14 protein-coding genes and 1 riboswitch are annotated in these 18,238 nt (G+C 41.0%); of the genes, 9 read left to right on the top strand and 5 right to left on the bottom strand.

The features are described 5' to 3' along the window. The first annotated feature begins 175 nt into the window (after positions 1 to 175). The 6 genes from AAEY99_RS13550 to AAEY99_RS13525 all read left to right on the top strand — a co-directional run bounded on the left by AAEY99_RS13550 (position 176) and on the right by AAEY99_RS13525 (position 7,661). On the top strand, positions 176 to 742 hold the full coding sequence (locus AAEY99_RS13550; RefSeq protein ID WP_101085918.1) for a phosphoribosyltransferase: 567 nt from the start codon (positions 176 to 178) through the stop codon (positions 740 to 742). A 175-nt stretch (positions 743 to 917) separates the two neighbouring features. Further along, positions 918 to 2,831: a peptidase U32 family protein gene (locus AAEY99_RS13545; protein WP_351010864.1), complete on the top strand. Its 1,914-nt coding sequence runs from the start codon at positions 918 to 920 to the stop codon at positions 2,829 to 2,831. Between the two features lie 194 nt (positions 2,832 to 3,025). Further along, the gene (locus AAEY99_RS13540; protein WP_101085917.1) at positions 3,026 to 3,361 is read left to right on the top strand and encodes a DUF3622 domain-containing protein; all 336 of its coding nucleotides are present in this window, start codon (positions 3,026 to 3,028) and stop codon (positions 3,359 to 3,361) included. Positions 3,362 to 3,487: 126 nt separating this feature from the next. Then, positions 3,488 to 4,153 (top strand): hypothetical protein, encoded by a 666-nt coding sequence (locus AAEY99_RS13535; protein ID WP_101085916.1) that lies wholly within the window; start codon positions 3,488 to 3,490, stop codon positions 4,151 to 4,153. A 312-nt stretch (positions 4,154 to 4,465) separates the two neighbouring features. Beyond that, a riboswitch (cobalamin riboswitch) is annotated at positions 4,466 to 4,679 on the top strand. A 141-nt stretch (positions 4,680 to 4,820) separates the two neighbouring features. Next, complete coding sequence (locus tag AAEY99_RS13530; RefSeq protein WP_351010833.1) at positions 4,821 to 6,800, top strand: TonB-dependent receptor; 1,980 nt, start codon at positions 4,821 to 4,823, stop codon at positions 6,798 to 6,800. A gap of 120 nt (positions 6,801 to 6,920) precedes the next feature. Beyond that, positions 6,921 to 7,661: an HDOD domain-containing protein gene (locus AAEY99_RS13525; RefSeq protein WP_101086305.1), complete on the top strand. Its 741-nt coding sequence runs from the start codon at positions 6,921 to 6,923 to the stop codon at positions 7,659 to 7,661. Here AAEY99_RS13525 and AAEY99_RS13520 read toward each other — a convergent pair. Next, positions 7,644 to 8,546 (bottom strand): LysR family transcriptional regulator, encoded by a 903-nt coding sequence (locus AAEY99_RS13520; protein ID WP_101085914.1) that lies wholly within the window; start codon positions 8,544 to 8,546, stop codon positions 7,644 to 7,646. The two genes, AAEY99_RS13525 and AAEY99_RS13520, sit on opposite strands and share 18 nt — an antisense overlap. A gap of 154 nt (positions 8,547 to 8,700) precedes the next feature. On the opposite strand from AAEY99_RS13520, the gene metE reads away from it, so the two are divergent. Continuing rightward, on the top strand, positions 8,701 to 10,992 hold the full coding sequence (gene metE, locus AAEY99_RS13515) for a 5-methyltetrahydropteroyltriglutamate--homocysteine S-methyltransferase (protein ID WP_351010831.1): 2,292 nt from the start codon (positions 8,701 to 8,703) through the stop codon (positions 10,990 to 10,992). 338 nt (positions 10,993 to 11,330) lie between these two features. Continuing rightward, positions 11,331 to 11,543, top strand: a complete 213-nt coding sequence (locus tag AAEY99_RS13510) for a dodecin (protein ID WP_041412796.1) — start codon at positions 11,331 to 11,333, stop codon at positions 11,541 to 11,543. A gap of 12 nt (positions 11,544 to 11,555) precedes the next feature. On the opposite strand, the gene queG is transcribed toward AAEY99_RS13510, so the two are convergent. Continuing rightward, positions 11,556 to 12,785: a tRNA epoxyqueuosine(34) reductase QueG gene (gene queG / locus AAEY99_RS13505; RefSeq protein ID WP_351010830.1), complete on the bottom strand. Its 1,230-nt coding sequence runs from the start codon at positions 12,783 to 12,785 to the stop codon at positions 11,556 to 11,558. A 40-nt stretch (positions 12,786 to 12,825) separates the two neighbouring features. Further along, on the bottom strand, positions 12,826 to 14,709 hold the full coding sequence (locus tag AAEY99_RS13500; RefSeq protein ID WP_351010828.1) for a tetratricopeptide repeat-containing diguanylate cyclase: 1,884 nt from the start codon (positions 14,707 to 14,709) through the stop codon (positions 12,826 to 12,828). 423 nt (positions 14,710 to 15,132) lie between these two features. On the opposite strand from AAEY99_RS13500, the gene AAEY99_RS13495 reads away from it, so the two are divergent. Beyond that, a complete protein-coding gene (locus AAEY99_RS13495; RefSeq protein WP_182744700.1) occupies positions 15,133 to 15,567 on the top strand; it encodes a DUF3069 domain-containing protein in 435 nt (144 codons plus the stop codon). Positions 15,568 to 15,723: 156 nt separating this feature from the next. Here the strand turns inward: AAEY99_RS13495 and AAEY99_RS13490 are convergent, their stop codons facing one another. Both AAEY99_RS13490 and AAEY99_RS13485 read right to left on the bottom strand, forming a co-directional pair. Further along, a complete protein-coding gene (locus tag AAEY99_RS13490) occupies positions 15,724 to 17,412 on the bottom strand; it encodes an NAD-dependent malic enzyme (RefSeq protein WP_335692912.1) in 1,689 nt (562 codons plus the stop codon). 284 nt (positions 17,413 to 17,696) lie between these two features. Further along, positions 17,697 to 18,161, bottom strand: a complete 465-nt coding sequence (locus AAEY99_RS13485) for a YehS family protein (RefSeq protein ID WP_101086303.1) — start codon at positions 18,159 to 18,161, stop codon at positions 17,697 to 17,699. Between the last annotated feature and the right edge of the window lie 77 nt (positions 18,162 to 18,238).

Genomic DNA, 18,238 nt, shown 5'->3' with positions numbered 1-18,238 from the left:
CATGATAGCCGATACGAGCATGCTTCAAATAGGTAACAATCAATATTGAGTCATATTATGATTTGATCAACATTTTTATTTTTATGGGTTTGATCAATTAATTCCTATTCTTACAGGCAAGAAAGCTTTATTTGGTATAAAATTCTCCGCAATAAAATAATCGGGGGCTTAACCAATGACAGATAAACACTTTATTAGTGCGCAACAACTACTGGAAGATTCATTTAGACTCGCTGCACAAGTATATGATAGTGGCTTTCGACCTCAGTTTATCGTGGGTATTTGGCGCGGTGGCGCTCCAATTGGTATTGCAGTCCAAGAGTATTTTGATTTCAAGAAAGTTGAAACTGACCATATAGCCGTTAGAACGTCTTCTTATTATGGTATTGGCACTGACAAACAAGATAAGAATATCAAAGTACACGGTTTGCATTACATTATTGAAAATGCCAATGCTAGCGATGGTTTGTTGATCGTTGATGACGTATTTGACTCTGGCCGCAGTATTGATGCACTTATTGGTAAATTAAGAAAGTTCATGCGTTTGAACATGCCAACCGATATCCGTATCGCATGCCCTTATTACAAGCCAAAAAACACTAAAGTAGACCTAAAACCTGAATATTTTATTCATTCATCTGAAGATTGGTTAGTGTTTCCCCATGAAGTGTCTGGGCTTAATCCGCAAGAAATTGCTGAAGGCAAAGCTGACTTTAAAAACATCCAAGAGTTGTTTTTATAAGCTATATTCAGCAGTTGTTTAAGCGGTAATTAGCAACGAATTTACTTAGAACTTTGTTCAAAGTTTGCTAAAGTATAAAGCTATGTGAGTGCGTCAACATACTTATGTCAATGCGACAATATTAGTATGCTGGCGCACTTTTTTATCCGAATCAATGCGAAATTTAATTAACATTATGGTTTCTGTAGAATTGTTCACCCCCGAGGCGCCTGTAAAGCGCCAACTTGAACTGTTAGCACCGGCTAAAAATGCTGATTATGGCATTGAAGCTATTCGTCATGGTGCTGATGCGGTTTATATTGGCGGCCCTGCATTTGGCGCGCGTCATAATGCTGGCAACAGCGTTAAAGACATCGCTCGCTTAGCTGAATTTGCTCATCGTTACCATGCCCAAGTGTTTGTGGCGCTCAATACCATTTTAATGGATGACGAGATTGATAAAGCGCAAAAGCTTATTTGGCAACTTTATGAAGCCGGTGTCGATGCCTTGATTGTTCAAGACATGGGGGTTTTACAATTAGATCTTCCACCTATCGCGTTGCATGCGAGTACCCAAACTGATAACCGCAGCCCAGAAAAAACGGTCTTTTTCGAACAAGTCGGTTTTTCACAAGTCGTGTTAGCTCGCGAGTTGAATATTCCACAAATTCGCGACATTGCTGCTAGCACAAAAATGAAGTTAGAGTTCTTTATTCATGGTGCGTTATGTGTCAGTTATAGCGGTTTATGTAATTTAAGCCATGCGTATTCTAATCGCAGTGCTAATCGCGGTGAATGTTCACAGATGTGTCGATTACCGTGTAATTTGACTACGCGTGAAGGTGAAGTATTAGCTGAAAATAAGCATTTATTATCACTAAAAGACAATAACCAAACGGATAATTTAGAAGCCTTAATTGATGCGGGCATTAGCTCATTTAAAATTGAGGGCCGCTTAAAAGACATTACTTACCTCAAGAATGTTACCGCACATTACCGTCAACAACTGGATGCCATTATTGCTAAACGCAATGATGTAGAATCTATTTCTCATGGCCGTTGCGAGTTTAATTTTACGCCCGACCCTGATAAAAGTTTTAACCGCGGTAAAACAGATTATTTTGTCAATGAACGCACTGAGGCCATTGAGCATTTTAGTTCGCCTAAGTTTATCGGTGAAAAAGTGGGCCGTATCACCCAAGTAGGTAAAGACTTTATTAAAATCGATACCAGTGAAAGTGGCAAAGACATTCATTTTAACAATGGTGATGGCTTATGTTTCTTTGTTGAACATTATGAAACCCAGCGGTTGTCTGACGATAAGCTCTCCGGTGTGCGCATTAACCGCGCCGACGGTAATACCTTGTATTTAACTGAGGTGCCTAAAGATCTTAAAATTGGCGTGATGATGTTCCGTAACTTCGATCATAAGTTTGAAGCTATCTTAAATAAAGATTCTGCCACCCGTAAAATAGCTGTTGATATGCAATTTTTTGATACCGATGACGGCGTCGGATTAACCATCACCGATGTACACGGTATAAGTACAACCGTTACCTTAGCCTGTGATAAAGCTCCTGCGAATGATCAAGCTAAAACGGCAGAAAATCTGAAAAAGCAACTTAGCAAACTTGGCAGCAGTGATTTTGTATTGAATAAGGTTAATTTACTGACTGAGCAAATGTGGTTTTTACCTGCCTCGGTGGTAAACGAGCTACGCCGCGATGCTGTGAGTGCATTAATGGCCACAAGGGTGACGAGTTACCAACGACCAGAGCGTTGGGTGCACGATAAAACGGCGCGTTTTCCACAAAAAGCATTGAGCTTTTTATCTAACGTGGCTAACGAAAAAGCGAAATCGTTTTATCATCAGCATGGGGTGATTCAAATTGAAGATACCTATGAGAAAAATAACGTGTTGCATGATGCACCGTTAATGGTGACCAAACATTGTTTGCGTTACAGCTTTAACTTATGCCCGAAAGAAGTTGAAGGGATTAAAGCCGACCCAATGTTTTTAGATGTCGGTAAAGATAAATTGAAGTTGGTGTTTGACTGCCATAAATGTGAAATGATGATTGTTGGTTCTAACCAATTAGTGAAACAATAACCGCATCGCAGCGAGATTTTATTCATCATATTTTCTCCAGTGGCAGCATTACGCTTGCCACTGAGTTAATTTTTCAAATAAGCTGCAAAAATAACCATTAAATAGCTGCCCAAACTCGTGCGTTTCGAGTACACTGCGCGGCTGAAATTTCATGGGTTTTAGCCTGTGATACCTTAAGTAGGAAAGAATAGATTATGAGCGATAGCAAAAAGTATGCTTTACGTGTTATTCAAATTGAAAACACGTGGAAAACCGAAATCACTCGTCGTATGACATCGACTAAAACCATAGTATCAAAAAGCCAAGATGGTTTTGCGTCAGAAGCAGAAGCTACTGCATGGGGCGAGCAATCACTGCAAGGTTTTTTATCTAAGCAAGTTGATCGTAACAAGCGTAAAACTGAAAAGCACCTTAAAGCTAAAAGTTTAGCAGCGGCTATAGCTGCAGAATCTGCCGTCGATGAAGAAGAGTTATTCGATGCTGAAGATGAAGACGATGCTGAAGACGAAGATGACGAAGAACTAAACTAACATCTTACCAACGATGTAAATGTTATCGATAAGTGTCAATTTTTGTATGTTCAGGATAGGATATACCTAATTAGAATGATTTTTAGTCAACTTATCTCTTTCTTGACCAAATAAGGATTCATTTGGATGAACAAGATTGCTGCAATTATCGGCTGCTCGGGCTGTCTAGGAATTATGTTCTTGTTCCCGAGTAGTGCATCTGCGACACTTCCAGCACTGATGGCATTTGGCGAAGATGACAACTCATCAGGTGCTATGGTGATGTCTGAGGATGTTCAAAAACTCACGGCCCTATCTGAAAAATTTGGCTTTTTACCGCCATTAGATTGGAAGCTTGCATTCAGCGATAAACGTGGCGATATGACAATGGCTGAGTTTATTCCATCCAATGAATCATTAAATGATTGGTCTCGTTTAGTCTGTATGCAGGGGTTTAAAGGCTTAGCAAATGACGTTGAACCGGACCAGTTTTTAGATTCGATGGCGGCGACATATCAAGAACATTGTGAAGGCAAAATTGTTTATCAACAGCTAGGCAGTTCTAAAGTCGATGGGCTCGAGGCTGTACATGGTTTATTAGGCTGCACCAGTATGCCTAATATTCATCATTCTTCCACAGTGGTTGAAGCGTCTTATGTTTCCAGCCCGCAAGGTGAGATGGGCTATTTTACGGTGATAAGTGATGACGAAAATGTCTACTTAATCCATAAATCCATTCGTACAGCCATTTTTACCACAGAGACAGCTCCTATCACTATCGATAATTATCGTAACTTCATGAGCCAACCTTAACGTCGACATTTATCGCTAACATTGACGACATATTCATATATTAGCGCTGTGTTGATATAATTAGCGCCGTGTTGATAGCGTTGTTGGCCATTTCTAGTGTCACTCTCGTAACATGTTGAATGCCCGATAAGTTGAATAATCTGTGAGTTAAGCTTTTGTTAGTATCAAGTTCACCTTAGGATCCGTTATAATCGCCGCGCTAATATTTTGGGATGTCACTCATTAGTCAGACAGTACTATGGTACTCAATGCTAACGCCGACATAACAACAGATATTTTTCAATCATGAGTTGAATATCAACTTATGATAATTTAATAGTCAATCTTTACGGTGCTTGCTTTGAAACGATAGACCAAAGCAGGATAATCGGGAAACCAGTGTAAATCTGGTACTGCCCCCGCAACGGTGATTGGTGAGAGTCAGGTGCGCAATAACCTTGCGTTAATCATCTTGACTCGCGTGCGTTTACCTTTAGTGTAACGCCATAACCTTAGTCCGGAGACCGGCCTTAAAGGTGATTTCGATGATTTCGGTGGGCAGATCTCGAAATGTAATGTGATACCGCTTGTGGGCTTATTTATAGAACCTTTCTGTAGAATAAGGCCCAAGAGGAGTTTTATATTGCGGCGTTATTGCCCCATTTTTCCTTTCAGGAGTTAAAGGTAAATGGGTACTAAACCAACAAAAATTGCACTGTTATTAAGTGCTGTCTTCAGTGTCGCAAGTGTTAATGCTGTTGCGATTGAATCAGTTGTTACATCCCCCTCGTCTTCGGCTATCAGCATGGATGAAACCATTGTGGTTATTGGCCGTAATGCTGCCAAGCCATTAAATATTGCTGCCAATGTTAATGTCATTGATGCTGCTGATATTCAAATGAGCGGCGCCACCAATTTAACCGATTTATTACGTGGACAATCTGGTATTCAGGTGTCGGATAATAACTCGGGCAGTGTATTTTCTATGCGTGGGTTTTCTGCATCACAAGCCGCTAATAACACGCTGATCTTAGTCGATGGACGCAGACTGAATAATATTGATATTGCGGCACCGAGCATTGAGTCGATCCCGATTAACTTAGTTGAGCGTATTGAGATTTTATCAGGCAGTGCAGGGGTACTATATGGTGACCAAGCTGTTGGCGGCGTGATCAATATCATTACCAAAGCACCGACCGAAACGGGTGGTGGTTTACAGGTTAGTGGTGGCAGTTTTGATACCTATGAAGCTAAGGGCGATATTTCAGGGGCTATCAATGATGCATGGCGTTACTTTTTAGCGGCCAGCTATAACGAAAGCGATAATTACCGCGATAATAATGACAATGAAACTAGTTCTATTCTAGGTCGCTTACAATATCAAACAGATACCGAAGACTTCTATGTTGAAGTTAATCATTTTGATAACGATCGCCAAGCACCAGGTGCGCTAACGCTGGCGCAGTACGAAGCAGATCCTCGCCAAGTAGCATCATTTTCTGAAGGTGAATTCTCTCATGAAATAACCACAGCATTGCGCAGCGGTTATCAATACCAGCTGAATAATATTTGGGCCTTAGGTGCTGATTTAACTTACTCGGATACATCAACCACGAGTCTGTTATTTGGTGGAGCAGGGCGTATTGAGCGCGACTTATTAAGTTTCTCACCTAAAGCTACTGCTAACTATCATTTAGAACATGGTGATTTAAATTTTGTTGCCGGTATTGATGTGAGTAAAGGTGAAGCTGATTTCGATACACTTTATACGCAACGAAATAATGAACAAACACAAAAGAGCGCTTATGTGCAAGCATCGGTACCGATAACGCCGATGTTATCTTATGTTGTTGGTGGTCGTTATTCTGAAGTGACTGACGATTTATATGACCAACTACTTTATCCGAACCGTATTGAAATCGATAATGACGCCCATGCGTTGGAGTTAGGGTTAAATTATCGCCCAAGCAGTGAACATCGTTTTTATGTCCGTGCAAATGATAACTTCCGTTTTGCCAAAGTCGATGAACAAGCTTACACCCCGCTTGATGTACAAGGTTTAAATCCACAAACAGGCCGTTCTTACGAAGCAGGTTGGGACTTTACCACTACAACTCAAACATTAAAAATCAATGCTTATCAACTTGAGTTAGAAGATGAGATTGTTTACGAAGGCGGTCGTACAGATGGGCCTTATGGGGGTGGTGCTAACGTAAACGCCGATGAATCTCGCCGCTTTGGTGTGAGCACTGCTTATGATGTGCAGTTATCAAATGACTGGCTGCTAGGTGCTTCGTACGACTATATTGATGCAGAGTTCACTCAAGGTGAGAACGACGGTAAAGCGTTATCTTGGGTGGCAAAACATTCAGGTAAAGCCTTCGTAAGCTATGATTTTGCTGATAATTGGCAAGCGTTTGTTGAAGGTGTTTACACTGGTGAGCGTTACATGGAAGGCGACAACAGCAATACCGGTGATAAGTTAGACAGTTACGTGCTAACAAACCTTGCGCTTAACTATACCTATTCAGGTTGGAATGGTAGCTTACGTGTAGATAACTTGCTTGATGAAGATTATGTTGGCACTGGTTATTACTCGGCTTATGGCAGTGGTTATTATTCTGGTACTGGTCGCTCAATTAGACTGACTGCGGGTTATCGTTTCTAGATTATCTTTTTTTAGCGAATAACCTTTCGAAAGCCAGTAAACTATTACTGGCTTTCGTTTTAATATATCGTTAAATTAATGAATAAAGTGATTTATTCTAAGAAAAGGTAATTGATGAATATGACTAATCTTGAGCAACAAGTCCTTACTCAAGTTCAAGCTATTATTGGCAATGAAGAGCAAGTCATTGGTCGTCGTGGCATATTAATTCCATTAAAAAAATCTCTGATTAACGAAGCAGATATTCGAGTCGTTATCGATATCATTTCAGCGGATCCTGCTTTGGCAGCACATTTATTGTTACGCAGTAATACCGCGCAAACAGCAGGTGTCATATCAACAAAAAGCCGTAGTGTAAAAGATGCCTTAATCCGTTTGGGCCAAGTGAACATTTATCGCTACGCGTTTTCGTTTTACCTTAAAGAAAGACTTGATGAACTTTCTGAGCCTTACAAAAAACTGGTTCAAGGCTATTGGGCATTAAATGAAACCATTGCGGTGGATTGCATACAACTGTTACGTGAAGACAACGACATTGGTGTAGGCACTAAAATCGATGCGGATGAAATGCAAACATTAGCGTTGTTTAGTGTGTTTGGGCAGGTGATTGCGTTAACCGCTTTTGCTTATTTAAATGCTGAGTTGTCTCGACCAGTATCGTTAAAAGTATTGAAGTCGCTTATTGATAAACAACAACAGCAGTTATCGCTCGAAGCATTTGCGTCATTAGGGCTAGATGATGATTTACGCGAAGAATTTTTGATTGCACATAACTTACGCCAAACACAAAACCCTGATTCTCCAGGACTTGTGCTTCGACGCGTACTGTCTAAACGAGGTTTATTAATCAACCCGTTGTAGATTTATGCCTTCACTTGCTACCAGTTCGAGCCACTTTTGGATTAAATTTGCATTAGTGGCATCGCGACGATAGGCCCCAAACAAAGGACGTTTTAGTCCTTCTGCTCCTAATTTTACCGCAGTAAGGCTTAGCCCCTGACTCTCTCGGATAGACCAAGTTGGTAGGGTTGCTACGCCATCATTACAGGCTACTCTTTGTAACAGCATAGAGGTTAAATCGCATTGCTTTTGCTCGCCAGGTTCAATCCCCGCGGGCTCTAAAAAGTGTTTGTATATGTCTAAACGCGCTAAAGGCACGGGGTAACTGATTAAGGTTTGCTTTGCCAATTGCGCTGGCGTGACAAACGCTTGTGCCGCTAATGCGTGATCACTAGCAACGACTAACTTTACTTCAAAATCAAATAGATGCTGATATGCGACGCTATGTCCTGGCACAGGGTCAGATGTTAGCACTATATCTAAACTCCCCGTCTCCAACGCATTGAGTGAATCAAATAAATGACGGCTCGAAATGTCAATTTGAGCTGCTGGCGCATGCTGTTTAAATTGCTCAATAACGGGCATTAACCAACGAAAACAACTGTGGCATTCAATGCCTAGCTTAAGCTGTTGGCTTTCACCTTCTAAACCGCGTTTAAGATCTGACTCGGTTGCAATCACTTTCGGTAAGATTTCTTCCGCTAAATTCAGCAGACGTGAACCTTCGTGAGTAAACGTTAACGGTTTACTTTTACGAACAAAAATAGTTGAGTTAATTCGTGTCTCTAACTCTTTTATTTGATGAGAAAGCGCCGACTGGGTTACAAACCGTTTTTTAGCTGCACCCGCTAAACTGCCACTTTCCTTTAACGCCATCAAGGTGCGAAGGTGTCTAAGCTCTATCATTTTCTCTCCACATGAATCTTGCTCAACTAGCTGATGAAATCAATTCGATTGCTTGACAGCAGAGTAACACAATAAACTTCTAGACGTCCAGACGCCTATGTAGCTTTTCTACATAAATGGCTATAAATTTTTGCTCAACGAAAAGGAAAGCAGTATGAAAATTTCAAGTTTAGGATTTCCCCGCATAGGACGTCAGCGTGAATTGAAGTTTGTTTTAGAACGTTATTGGCGCGGTGAAGCAACATTAACGGAGCTGAAAAACGTTGCCAGTGAATTAAAACGCACTCATTGGCAGTGGCAAGCAGATGCGGGTGTTGAATTACTGCCAGTAGGGGATTTTGCTTATTATGACCAGGTGCTAACCCTGAGCGCGACCTTAAATGTGATCCCCGATCGTCATCGGGCCACTCAAGCTGATGGCAGCCCAGCCGCTGTCGATATTGACACCTTATTTCGCGTGGCTCGTGGCCGTTCGCAAAGCGGCCAACATGCGTGTGCGGCAGAAATGACCAAGTTTTTTAATACTAACTACCATTACCAAGTGCCAGAACTAAGCGCTGATCAAACATTTGAGATTGCCTTTGAACAATTGTTTGATGAAGTCACAGAAGCACAGCAATTAGGTCATCAAGCAAAACCTGTGCTGCTCGGTCCGGTGACGTATTTATACTTATCTAAAAGCCTTTCTGAGTTTAATAAGTTGACGTTGTTACCGCCGTTATTGGTTGCCTATCAACAAATTTTGTCTCGTTTTGCTGCCCAAGGTGTGAGTTGGGTACAGCTTGATGAACCGGTATTAGCGGCAGACTTAACCGATGAGTGGCAGCAAGCCATTAGCCACAGTTATCAAACGTTAGCGCAACAAAAGCCAGCATCATTAAAGGTTTTACTCGCCAGTTATTACGGTTCTATTGCCCATCATCAAGCATTGGTGAGTGCATTACCGGTTGAGGGGCTACATCTTGATTTAGTCACCGCGCCAGAACAGCTTGATGTGTTTGTTAATGCTTTAGGCGTTCAGCAGGTACTTTCTGTTGGGGTGGTTAATGGCCGTAATGTGTGGGCTGCTGATGTTGATGTGATTGCGCAGAAGGTAACCGAGTTAGCGACCACGTTAGGCGATTGTTTATGGATTGCACCTTCATGTTCATTGTTGCATTGTCCTGTGGATGTCGAGGTTGAAAGCCAATTAATTACGCCATTACTTGGCCAATTAGCTTTTGCGAAACAAAAATTATTTGAACTTAACGAAATTCATCAATTAATCGTTGAGCAAGGTTCAGCAACTAGCCGAGCGATTATTGATCGTTGCCAGCAACGCCGCTTGGCAAAAGCTGCCGCAGTTAATCAACAGGTTGTAGAACGTGTGTCGCAGCTAACCGCTGATGATTTTGAACGTAACAGTCCATTTGCCCGCCGTATCATTGCCCAACAACAAAAGTTAGCGCTGCCATTATTACCCACAACCACCATAGGTTCATTCCCGCAAACGCCAGCTATTCGGGGGTTACGCAGTCGCTGGCGTAAAGGCGAAATCAATGACAATGATTACCGTTCACAGCTTGAGCAAGTCACTCAAGACACCATTTCTCGTCAACTTAAATTGGGTATCGACGTGCTAGTTCACGGCGAAGCTGAGCGTAATGACATGGTGGAGTATTTTGGTGAACAATTAGAGGGCGTTGGGTTTACTCAATTTGGTTGGGTGCAAAGTTATGGTTCTCGTTGCGTTAAGCCGCCGTTAATTTATGGCGATGTGTCTCGCCCCAAACCAATGACGGTCGACTGGGCTACCTATGCGCAAAGCTTAACCGACAAGCCTGTTAAGGGCATGCTAACGGGTCCGGTGACCATTTTACATTGGTCGTTCGCTCGTGAAGATATTCCACGTAAAGATATTGCTAACCAACTTGCATTAGCAGTACGTGACGAAGTGGTCGATTTAGAAAGTGCAGGTATTGGCATTATTCAAATTGATGAACCTGCATTTCGTGAAGGTTTACCGATTAAACAAAGCCAATGGGCAGATTATTTAACCTGGGCGGTGGATGCGTTTAAGTTATCGGCTGCAGGTGTTGAAGATGCAACTCAAATCCATACACACATGTGTTACAGCGAGTTCAATGACACCATTAATGCCATAGCGGCGATGGATGCTGATGTTATCACCATTGAGACGTCACGTTCGCGTATGGAGCTACTGAGTGCCTTTGAAGAATTTCATTATCCTAATGAAATTGGTCCCGGTGTGTATGACATTCATTCGCCAAATATTCCAACCGTTGATGAAATGGTCGACTTAATAACTAAAGCGTCGCAAAAAGTGCCGGTGAAACAGTTATGGGTTAATCCTGATTGTGGTTTAAAAACCCGTACCTGGGATGAAGTTGAGCCCGCGCTGCGGAATATGATTGAAGCGACTAAAGTGCTTCGACGTCGGTTCTAATTGGGATGAACTCGTTATAGATAACATTGATTTAAATGAAAATAATTTATCAATATTAGCTGGCAGACATGGCGAAGCCAAATGTAGACTTGGCAATTGTATGTAGTTGTATGTAGTTGTATGTAGTTGTATGTAGTTGTATGTAGTTGTATGAAGTTGAATTTGGTTGTTCTCTGTTGAGAGTAGTTGAAAAAAACTTATCTTAGGGAAAAACGGTGTGAGCCCCCCGGATTCAACGGCTTACCATTATCTGCTTATTATTCAACGATACTACGGTGAATAGCGCTATTGTTTACTACACTGAAACTAAAGATGTGCAGTTAACAATAGGAGCTATTATGAGTCACACTTATAAAGTCATTGAACTCGTGGGATCATCACCAATAAGTTCAGATGAGGCGGTCAAAAATGCGATTGCAGAAGCCAATAAAAGTTTACTACATTTGCGTTGGTTTCAAGTTATCGAAACTCGTGGTCACTTAGAAGAAGGCCTAATTGCTCATTGGCAAGTGACCATTAAAGTGGGTTTTACCTTAGACTCTAATGCCTAATGCTTATTTTGTTTATGCGTCTCTTGGTAAACCCTTTTGTATTGATCTGATCACTCGTTGAGTTTTACGTGAAAGCGCCGACTGTGGCGCTTTTTGTATTTGTTGAACTAATGCCCATTCAATATGCTCAAGTACCATATCATCCACTTCTTCACTGTGTTTACGTTGCTCTAACGCATTAATAATGGCCGGATTAGCAGGGGCATTACCTAATGCAATCGCGATATTACGTAACCAACGTTTATGACCAATTCGTCGAATCGCACTGCCTTCTGTTTGGCTGAGAAAATAAGGTTCAGACCAAGCAAATAGAGTCAGTAAATCGGGTTGAATAAGCGCACTGCGAGTATGAAAATCAGTTTCTTTTGTCAATGGTGCTTTAGCATTGACTGGGCACACTAGCTGGCAGTCATCACAGCCATAAATACGATTGCCTATAAGCGGGCGAAACTCTTCTGGGATAGCGCCCTGTAATTCAATGGTCAAGTAAGAAATACAGCGTCTTGCATCGACAACATAGGGCTCGACAATCGCATCAGTTGGGCATGACTTTATGCAGGCTACGCAAGTGTTGCAGCCTTCTTTAATCGGGATATCTAACGGTAACGGTAAGTTAATGAGTAACTCGCCAAGAAAAAACCAGCTGCCTGCATCTGGGTGTAAAATTAACGAGTGTTTGCCTGTCCAGCCTAGTCCGGCTTTATCGGCTAATGGACGTTCTAAAATAGGTGCAGAATCCACAAAAGGTCTAAAATCAGTCGTATCAAAGTCGAGCTGTTGGCAATACTGGTTAATTTTATCGCCGAGCTTTTTAAGCCGTTGTCGGATGAGTTTATGGTAATCACGTCCACCCGCATAACGAGAGATATAACCAAGATTTGGGTCGGTTAAATTACTGGCAAAGCCAGCGTCAGGCGGTAAATAGTCCATCCGAGCACAAATCACTCTAATGGTTCCGGGATGTAACTCAGCGGGTCTAGCACGCATCATTCCGTGATTAGCCATGTAAGCCATCTCACCGTGATAACCTTTATCTAACCAGTCTTGTAATGCTGCCTCATGCTGAGTTAAGTCGACATCAGCAACACCAATATGAGCAAAGCCAAGTTCTTTACCCCAAAGCTTGATTTGTCTATTGAGCACATCAAGTTGAGCCGCGGTCAATGGACAGGGCTCAGTTGTTAGATCGGTTCCTAGATCAGGAGTAGGATTTGGAGTTAATGCTGCGGTCGTTGTTGTCATAACACTATCATTGAGTAAACACGCTAAAATTATACGCGTTTTACTCAGCTTTGACACAATTTCGACCAGCAGCTTTGGCAGAATAGAGCGCTTTGTCCGCTTTTAGTAACAATGGTGACAAGTCTTCTTCATTACTATAGCTGGCAACCCCGGCACTGACGGTTTGATGTAAGTTCGGCGCAATCTGAGTCCAGTCATAATCAGCAATGGTCTCAATTAACCGATTAGCGATTTCAATGGCTTTAGTTTTGTCGATGTTAGGCAGTAAAATCAAAAATTCTTCACCGCCAACACGTCCAACAACATCGGTATCACGCATCATGCTTGTGCTAATTGACGCTAGTTTTATCAGTACTTTATCGCCCATGTCGTGGCCTAATGTATCATTTACTATTTTAAAATGATCAGCATCAAAAGAGATAATGGAAAACGGCTTGCCTGATAGTTTGGATGATTTTAAGAAGTAATGCCCCTGAGAATAGGTGTCACGTCTATTGGCCAATTTAGTCAGCTCATCGGTTAGGGCTAAACGCCTAAAGAGTTGTTTTCGAATGACTTGTTTATAAGCAAACATTGATACGATAATTAAAATAATCGCAACTAAGATAATAATGATGATTTGCATGCTTTCGTTACGCTGTAAAATTTGTAACTGTTGCTCTTTATCTTTGTCGCGTTGTATTAACCATTCGTTTTCGGTTTGAATTTTGTTGGTATTAAAGCGCGCTTGCATTTCTGAGTTGCGATCAGACATATTTTGCTTATCAAGTGCCATGTGCATTTTAATAAATTTTTGCAAAGTTTTTAATGCGTTTTCAATATCACCTTTAGCTTGGTAGATATCGCTTTTGAGATAGATGTTTTCATTTTCACCGCGTTCATTGCCACCACGGTTAAAATCAATTGATGCAAGCTGACTGTATTCAAGTGCCTTATCTAATTCATTTTTAGCTAAATATACTTGTGCTAGGTATAACATTAATGAGCTATGCGGCCCATCATGACTGACTGGGATTTCTTTTTCTGCTTCCTTTAACAGCACTAGTGCTTCATCTATTTTATCTAGCTTAATCAGATTACCTGCAATATTGGTTTTGGCATCTGCAATCGCAACGTTATCTTTTTGGGTTTTCCAGAAGGCGAGCGACTGTTTAAATCGAGCTGTAGACTCATCGATACGTCCAAGCTCTAAAAGTGAAAATGCGATCTGATTATTGATGTTATCAGCTTCTATTTGTAGATTGGCCTTAAGGTAAGCTTGTTCAAGTTTTATTTGGTATTTAAGAGCGGTTTCAGCATCACCAAAACGCCGATAACTTGCAGCAAGTTCACTCAAGTTATCATTTGCCCAATAAGTTAAATTAAGATTTTCATACAATTGTTGCGATGTAATTAAATCTTCTAATGCAGATGAATAGTTGCCTTGATAGGACAGCATTGCCCCTCGAATGCTGCGACCGTCAGCGATAAGTCGAGGATCTTCAAGTACGTATGCATTATTTATTGCATTAGAAAGATCGTCCAGAGCTTCGTCTAATTGCCCTGAAAACTGTTTGTAATAGCCCAAACATAATAATAAATCGGTATGAATTGCGGATGGATAGGGTTCTGAATATATCAGCAGTTGCTGCTCTGCATACTTAATGGCGTTGGTAAGTTCACTCTCTGTAGTAGAGGGCTGGTTCCAGCAGTATAAACGGACATAGAGTTTTTGACGGATCTCATCGTCAGAGGCAATGATCCGCTTATATTCGTTGAGTAGCTTTTCGCCAGCGATCTGATCAATATAATCAGCTAAATCTATTTTTTTATAGATAGCATCAGCTTTGTCGTTGTCGTAATAAGCGGCAAAGACTGAAGTAGGTAAAAAATATATTGCGATAAAAATGGCAATAAAAAAGTGAAAATTTAGTGATTTATTCAAAATAATAAGCTGCTTTTTTATTTGTAGTTTTTTGTTGGCAACAATAATCATTGTGTAGGCGCAGTTATAGCACTTTTATATACATCTTTACTATCGATGAGCAATTATTGTGCACAACAGGTGTTTTATCAAGGATAAATTGATGTGACCTGCAGATTAAAGTCCATATTTAGAGACTGATCTGCTCATTAAGTTAATATATCGGCGGAGTATTACTTTAAAAACTGATAATACAAACAGTAAAAAATCATGTCATAATTGGATTAGCTTGTTTTCATTTACATGAGTAAAAGACATATCACTGCATAGATATGGCATTAAGAGTGCGTTTGTTCTGGCCTAATTTCAATAAATAATTTGATTATTATGCCATCAAACATTCTGATGCCAATCCATGTGTAGAATGTTAATTGAGAGATAACCATGACCAAAGTTGACCCGCAGTATCAAGAAGTAGCAAAACAAATTTCGTATAACGTAGCAAACAAAGTACTGCCGATGGACAAGTTACCTGAAACATTACTTGAGGCCTATGAAGGCTTGTTTAGCGAACTTATTGAAGATAAAGCCAATACATTTACTCATGCTTGGGATGCATTACCTGCGAGTGCGCAAAAGTTAATGACCAAAGCAGAGTTTCATGGCTTTTATATTGCCAATGCGTGGATGCAGTTAAGCCGTGTTGCGCAAGAAATTGCTGATAGTGCTGACTCTGAAGAAGAGATGAATAATAACGAATATGATGGTGTCTTCGGACGCTTAGCTGAGCAGTCGTTGAAAGAGTGTTTACGTAAGCTTAAAAAAGCGCGCACCGACCGCCCATTGTTGAATAGTTTTAAGCTAGTGATGTCGGCATAAATTTACTGTTATTACAGACATAAAAAATCCCAACTTAGGTTGGGATTTTTTTATGGTTAAAAAGCGCATAACCTTTTCAATCAATGAGTTTCACTATCACACTAATGACAATCAGCGCTTTACAATTCTAAAGCGCTGAGTCGTACTTAATCATTGTTAGAATGAGGTACGTTTGTAACGACGATATTCAGGTTCCCAGAAGTTAGCCTCAATCGATTGTTGCAGTAACTCATCGGTACAAGGTAATGCTAAACCTTGATCAATAGCTGCTTTAGCAACAGCAAAAGCAATATATTTACTAACAGTTTGAATATCTTCAAGGCGAGGTAATAGCGAGCCAACACCGTCTTTACCTAATGGTGAACATTCCGCTAAAGCACGACTTGAAGCCATTAACATTTCATCCGATACACGTCTTGCACCACAAGATAATACACCTAAGCCAATACCTGGGAAGATAAAGCTATTATTACACTGCGCTATCTCAAAAGTTTCGCCATTGACTATTACTGGTTCAAATGGGCTGCCCGTTGCCACGAGTGCTTGGCCCGATGTCCAATTAAGGATGTCCTTAGGAGTCGCTTCTACACGGCTTGTCGGATTCGATAATGGGAATACAATTGGGCGTTTACAATGGCTGTGCATTGCTCTAATGATTTCTTCAGTAAATAACCCTGGAGAGCCTGATACTCCAATAAGTACCGTTGGCTTGGCATTGTTAACCACATCAAGTAACGAAATATTGTCACTGTAATTGTCCCATGCTTCTATCGTGGCACAAGGTTGAGCTAGCTTCTGTTGGAAAGGGAGTAGGTTAGGCATATTATCGAGTAATAAGCCCCAACGATCGACCATAAACACTTGTGAGCGAGCTTGCTGATCGCTAATGCCCTCAGACACCATTGTCGCCACAATCGCTTCGGCAATACCACAACCTGCGCTACCCGCACCTAAGAAGGTGATGCGTTGCTCGCTGAGTTTACTATTAGCGGCTTTACAAGCTGCCAGTAGTGAGCCTACCGTAACAGCTGCCGTGCCCTGGATATCATCATTGAAACTGCAATATTGATCTTTATATCGTTCAAGTAATGGCATGGCATTTTTTTGTGCAAAATCTTCGAACTGAATTAAGGCATCTGGCCAGCGACGGCTGACTGCTTGCATAAACTCTTCAACAAATTCAGCATATTCATCACCGCCAATACGCTGATGACGCCAGCCCATATACATAGGGTCTTCAAGAAGTTGTGGGTTATCAGTACCAACATCTAAGGTCACCGCAAGACAATACGCCGGGCTTATGCCGCCACAACTGGTGTATAGCGATAATTTACCAATTGGGATCCCCATACCGCCTATGCCTTGGTCGCCTAAACCGAGAATACGTTCTCCGTCCGTCACCACGATGACTTTGACTTTATGGCGGGTTGAGTTATTTAAAATATCATCAATGCGATCTTTGTTAGGATACGAAATAAATAAACCGCGGTTACGACGATAGTTTTTTGAGAAACGTTCACAGGCTAAACCAACCGTAGGCGTGTAGATAATTGGCATCATTTCACTGATGTTATTACGCACTAAACGATAAAATAAGGTTTCGTTAGTATCTTGAATGTTGCGTAAATAAATGTGCTTATCGAGATCATTGGTGAAGTTTTTAAACTGTGCGTAAGCACGAGCGGCTTGCTCATCAATGGTTTCAATGACCCAAGGAATGAGGCCTTCGAGGTTGAAATAAATTCGTTCTTCTTCACTAAATGCACTGCCTTTATTAAGCAGGGGTGATTCAAGAATCGCTGGGCCGGCAAAAGGAAGATAGAGGGGGCGTTTGTTATCGTCCATGGGGAACCTTAATGTGTGAGATCCAGTTAGATCGTTATTAGAATTGGGCTGGTTTTTTGTGCTTGTAGATTATCACGTCTGATCTTTTTTGTGGTCTGTTAAGTGAGTAAAATCACATAATTGTTAGGTACTTTTACTCACCTCTTACTATTGTGTCATTGCTATGTGAACAATCGTATGGTGTAAATGCAAAATTATTATTGTTTAAATGTAAATCTCACAAACAAAAATGCGCAGCCTAAGCTACGCATTTATAAAGCATTATCTCAACAACTTGGCAGGTTTTACTTACCGCGATGTTTGATTGATAAACCTTTAACGAAATTTCTTAATACCTGGTCGCCACAAGGTTTATAGTTTTTATGATCAGGGTTACGGAATAGCGCACCTAGCTCAGATTTAGTCATTGAAAAATCTGCTAAAGCTAATGCGGCAATAATATCTTCTTCACGCATTTCAAGCGCAACGCGTAATTTTTTGAACATAAGGTTGTTAGTCAATTGCTTTAAAGGTGCTGGTACTTCAGCTCCTGGCTTTAATCCACGATTTTGAATGATCAAACCATCTAAGAATTGACACATTAATGTGTCATTACACGCTTGATAACCTTCTTCTTCCTCTTTTTTCAACAGCGCAATAATTTGCTCTGAAGACATGTCTACTTTGGCTTGGCTGAAAATGTTAATCATTTTGGCATTTGAATAGTCAAACACAAAGCGAATACGGCGAAGAATATCATTGTTAATCATAAGGTTCTCTGGCGCGGCTGCGCATAAATGGTTTAGGTCAGTTGACGAAACACTATTATAGCGGGTAATCATTGATT

Source organism: Shewanella sp. S1-58-MNA-CIBAN-0166, assembly GCF_040310085.1.
Lineage (GTDB): Bacteria > Pseudomonadota > Gammaproteobacteria > Enterobacterales > Shewanellaceae > Shewanella.
Note: the sequence above shows the minus strand (reverse complement) of the source record. Positions and strands in the feature narration are given on the sequence as shown.

Bases quoted from the DNA above. Each gene is read 5' to 3' on its own strand.
- metE (WP_351010831.1), top strand. From the start codon at position 8,701: ATGAAAATTTCAAGTTTAGGATTTCCCCGCATAGGACGTCAGCGTGAA.
- AAEY99_RS13485 (WP_101086303.1), bottom strand. From the start codon at position 18,161: ATGATTAACAATGATATTCTTCGCCGTATTCGCTTTGTGTTTGACTAT.
- AAEY99_RS13510 (WP_041412796.1), top strand. From the start codon at position 11,331: ATGAGTCACACTTATAAAGTCATTGAACTCGTGGGATCATCACCAATA.
- AAEY99_RS13530 (WP_351010833.1), top strand. From the start codon at position 4,821: ATGGGTACTAAACCAACAAAAATTGCACTGTTATTAAGTGCTGTCTTC.
- AAEY99_RS13545 (WP_351010864.1), top strand. From the start codon at position 918: ATGGTTTCTGTAGAATTGTTCACCCCCGAGGCGCCTGTAAAGCGCCAA.
- AAEY99_RS13540 (WP_101085917.1), top strand. From the start codon at position 3,026: ATGAGCGATAGCAAAAAGTATGCTTTACGTGTTATTCAAATTGAAAAC.
- AAEY99_RS13535 (WP_101085916.1), top strand. From the start codon at position 3,488: ATGAACAAGATTGCTGCAATTATCGGCTGCTCGGGCTGTCTAGGAATT.
- AAEY99_RS13490 (WP_335692912.1), bottom strand. From the start codon at position 17,412: ATGGACGATAACAAACGCCCCCTCTATCTTCCTTTTGCCGGCCCAGCG.
- queG (WP_351010830.1), bottom strand. From the start codon at position 12,785: ATGACAACAACGACCGCAGCATTAACTCCAAATCCTACTCCTGATCTA.
- AAEY99_RS13495 (WP_182744700.1), top strand. From the start codon at position 15,133: ATGACCAAAGTTGACCCGCAGTATCAAGAAGTAGCAAAACAAATTTCG.
- AAEY99_RS13550 (WP_101085918.1), top strand. From the start codon at position 176: ATGACAGATAAACACTTTATTAGTGCGCAACAACTACTGGAAGATTCA.
- AAEY99_RS13520 (WP_101085914.1), bottom strand. From the start codon at position 8,546: ATGATAGAGCTTAGACACCTTCGCACCTTGATGGCGTTAAAGGAAAGT.
- AAEY99_RS13525 (WP_101086305.1), top strand. From the start codon at position 6,921: ATGACTAATCTTGAGCAACAAGTCCTTACTCAAGTTCAAGCTATTATT.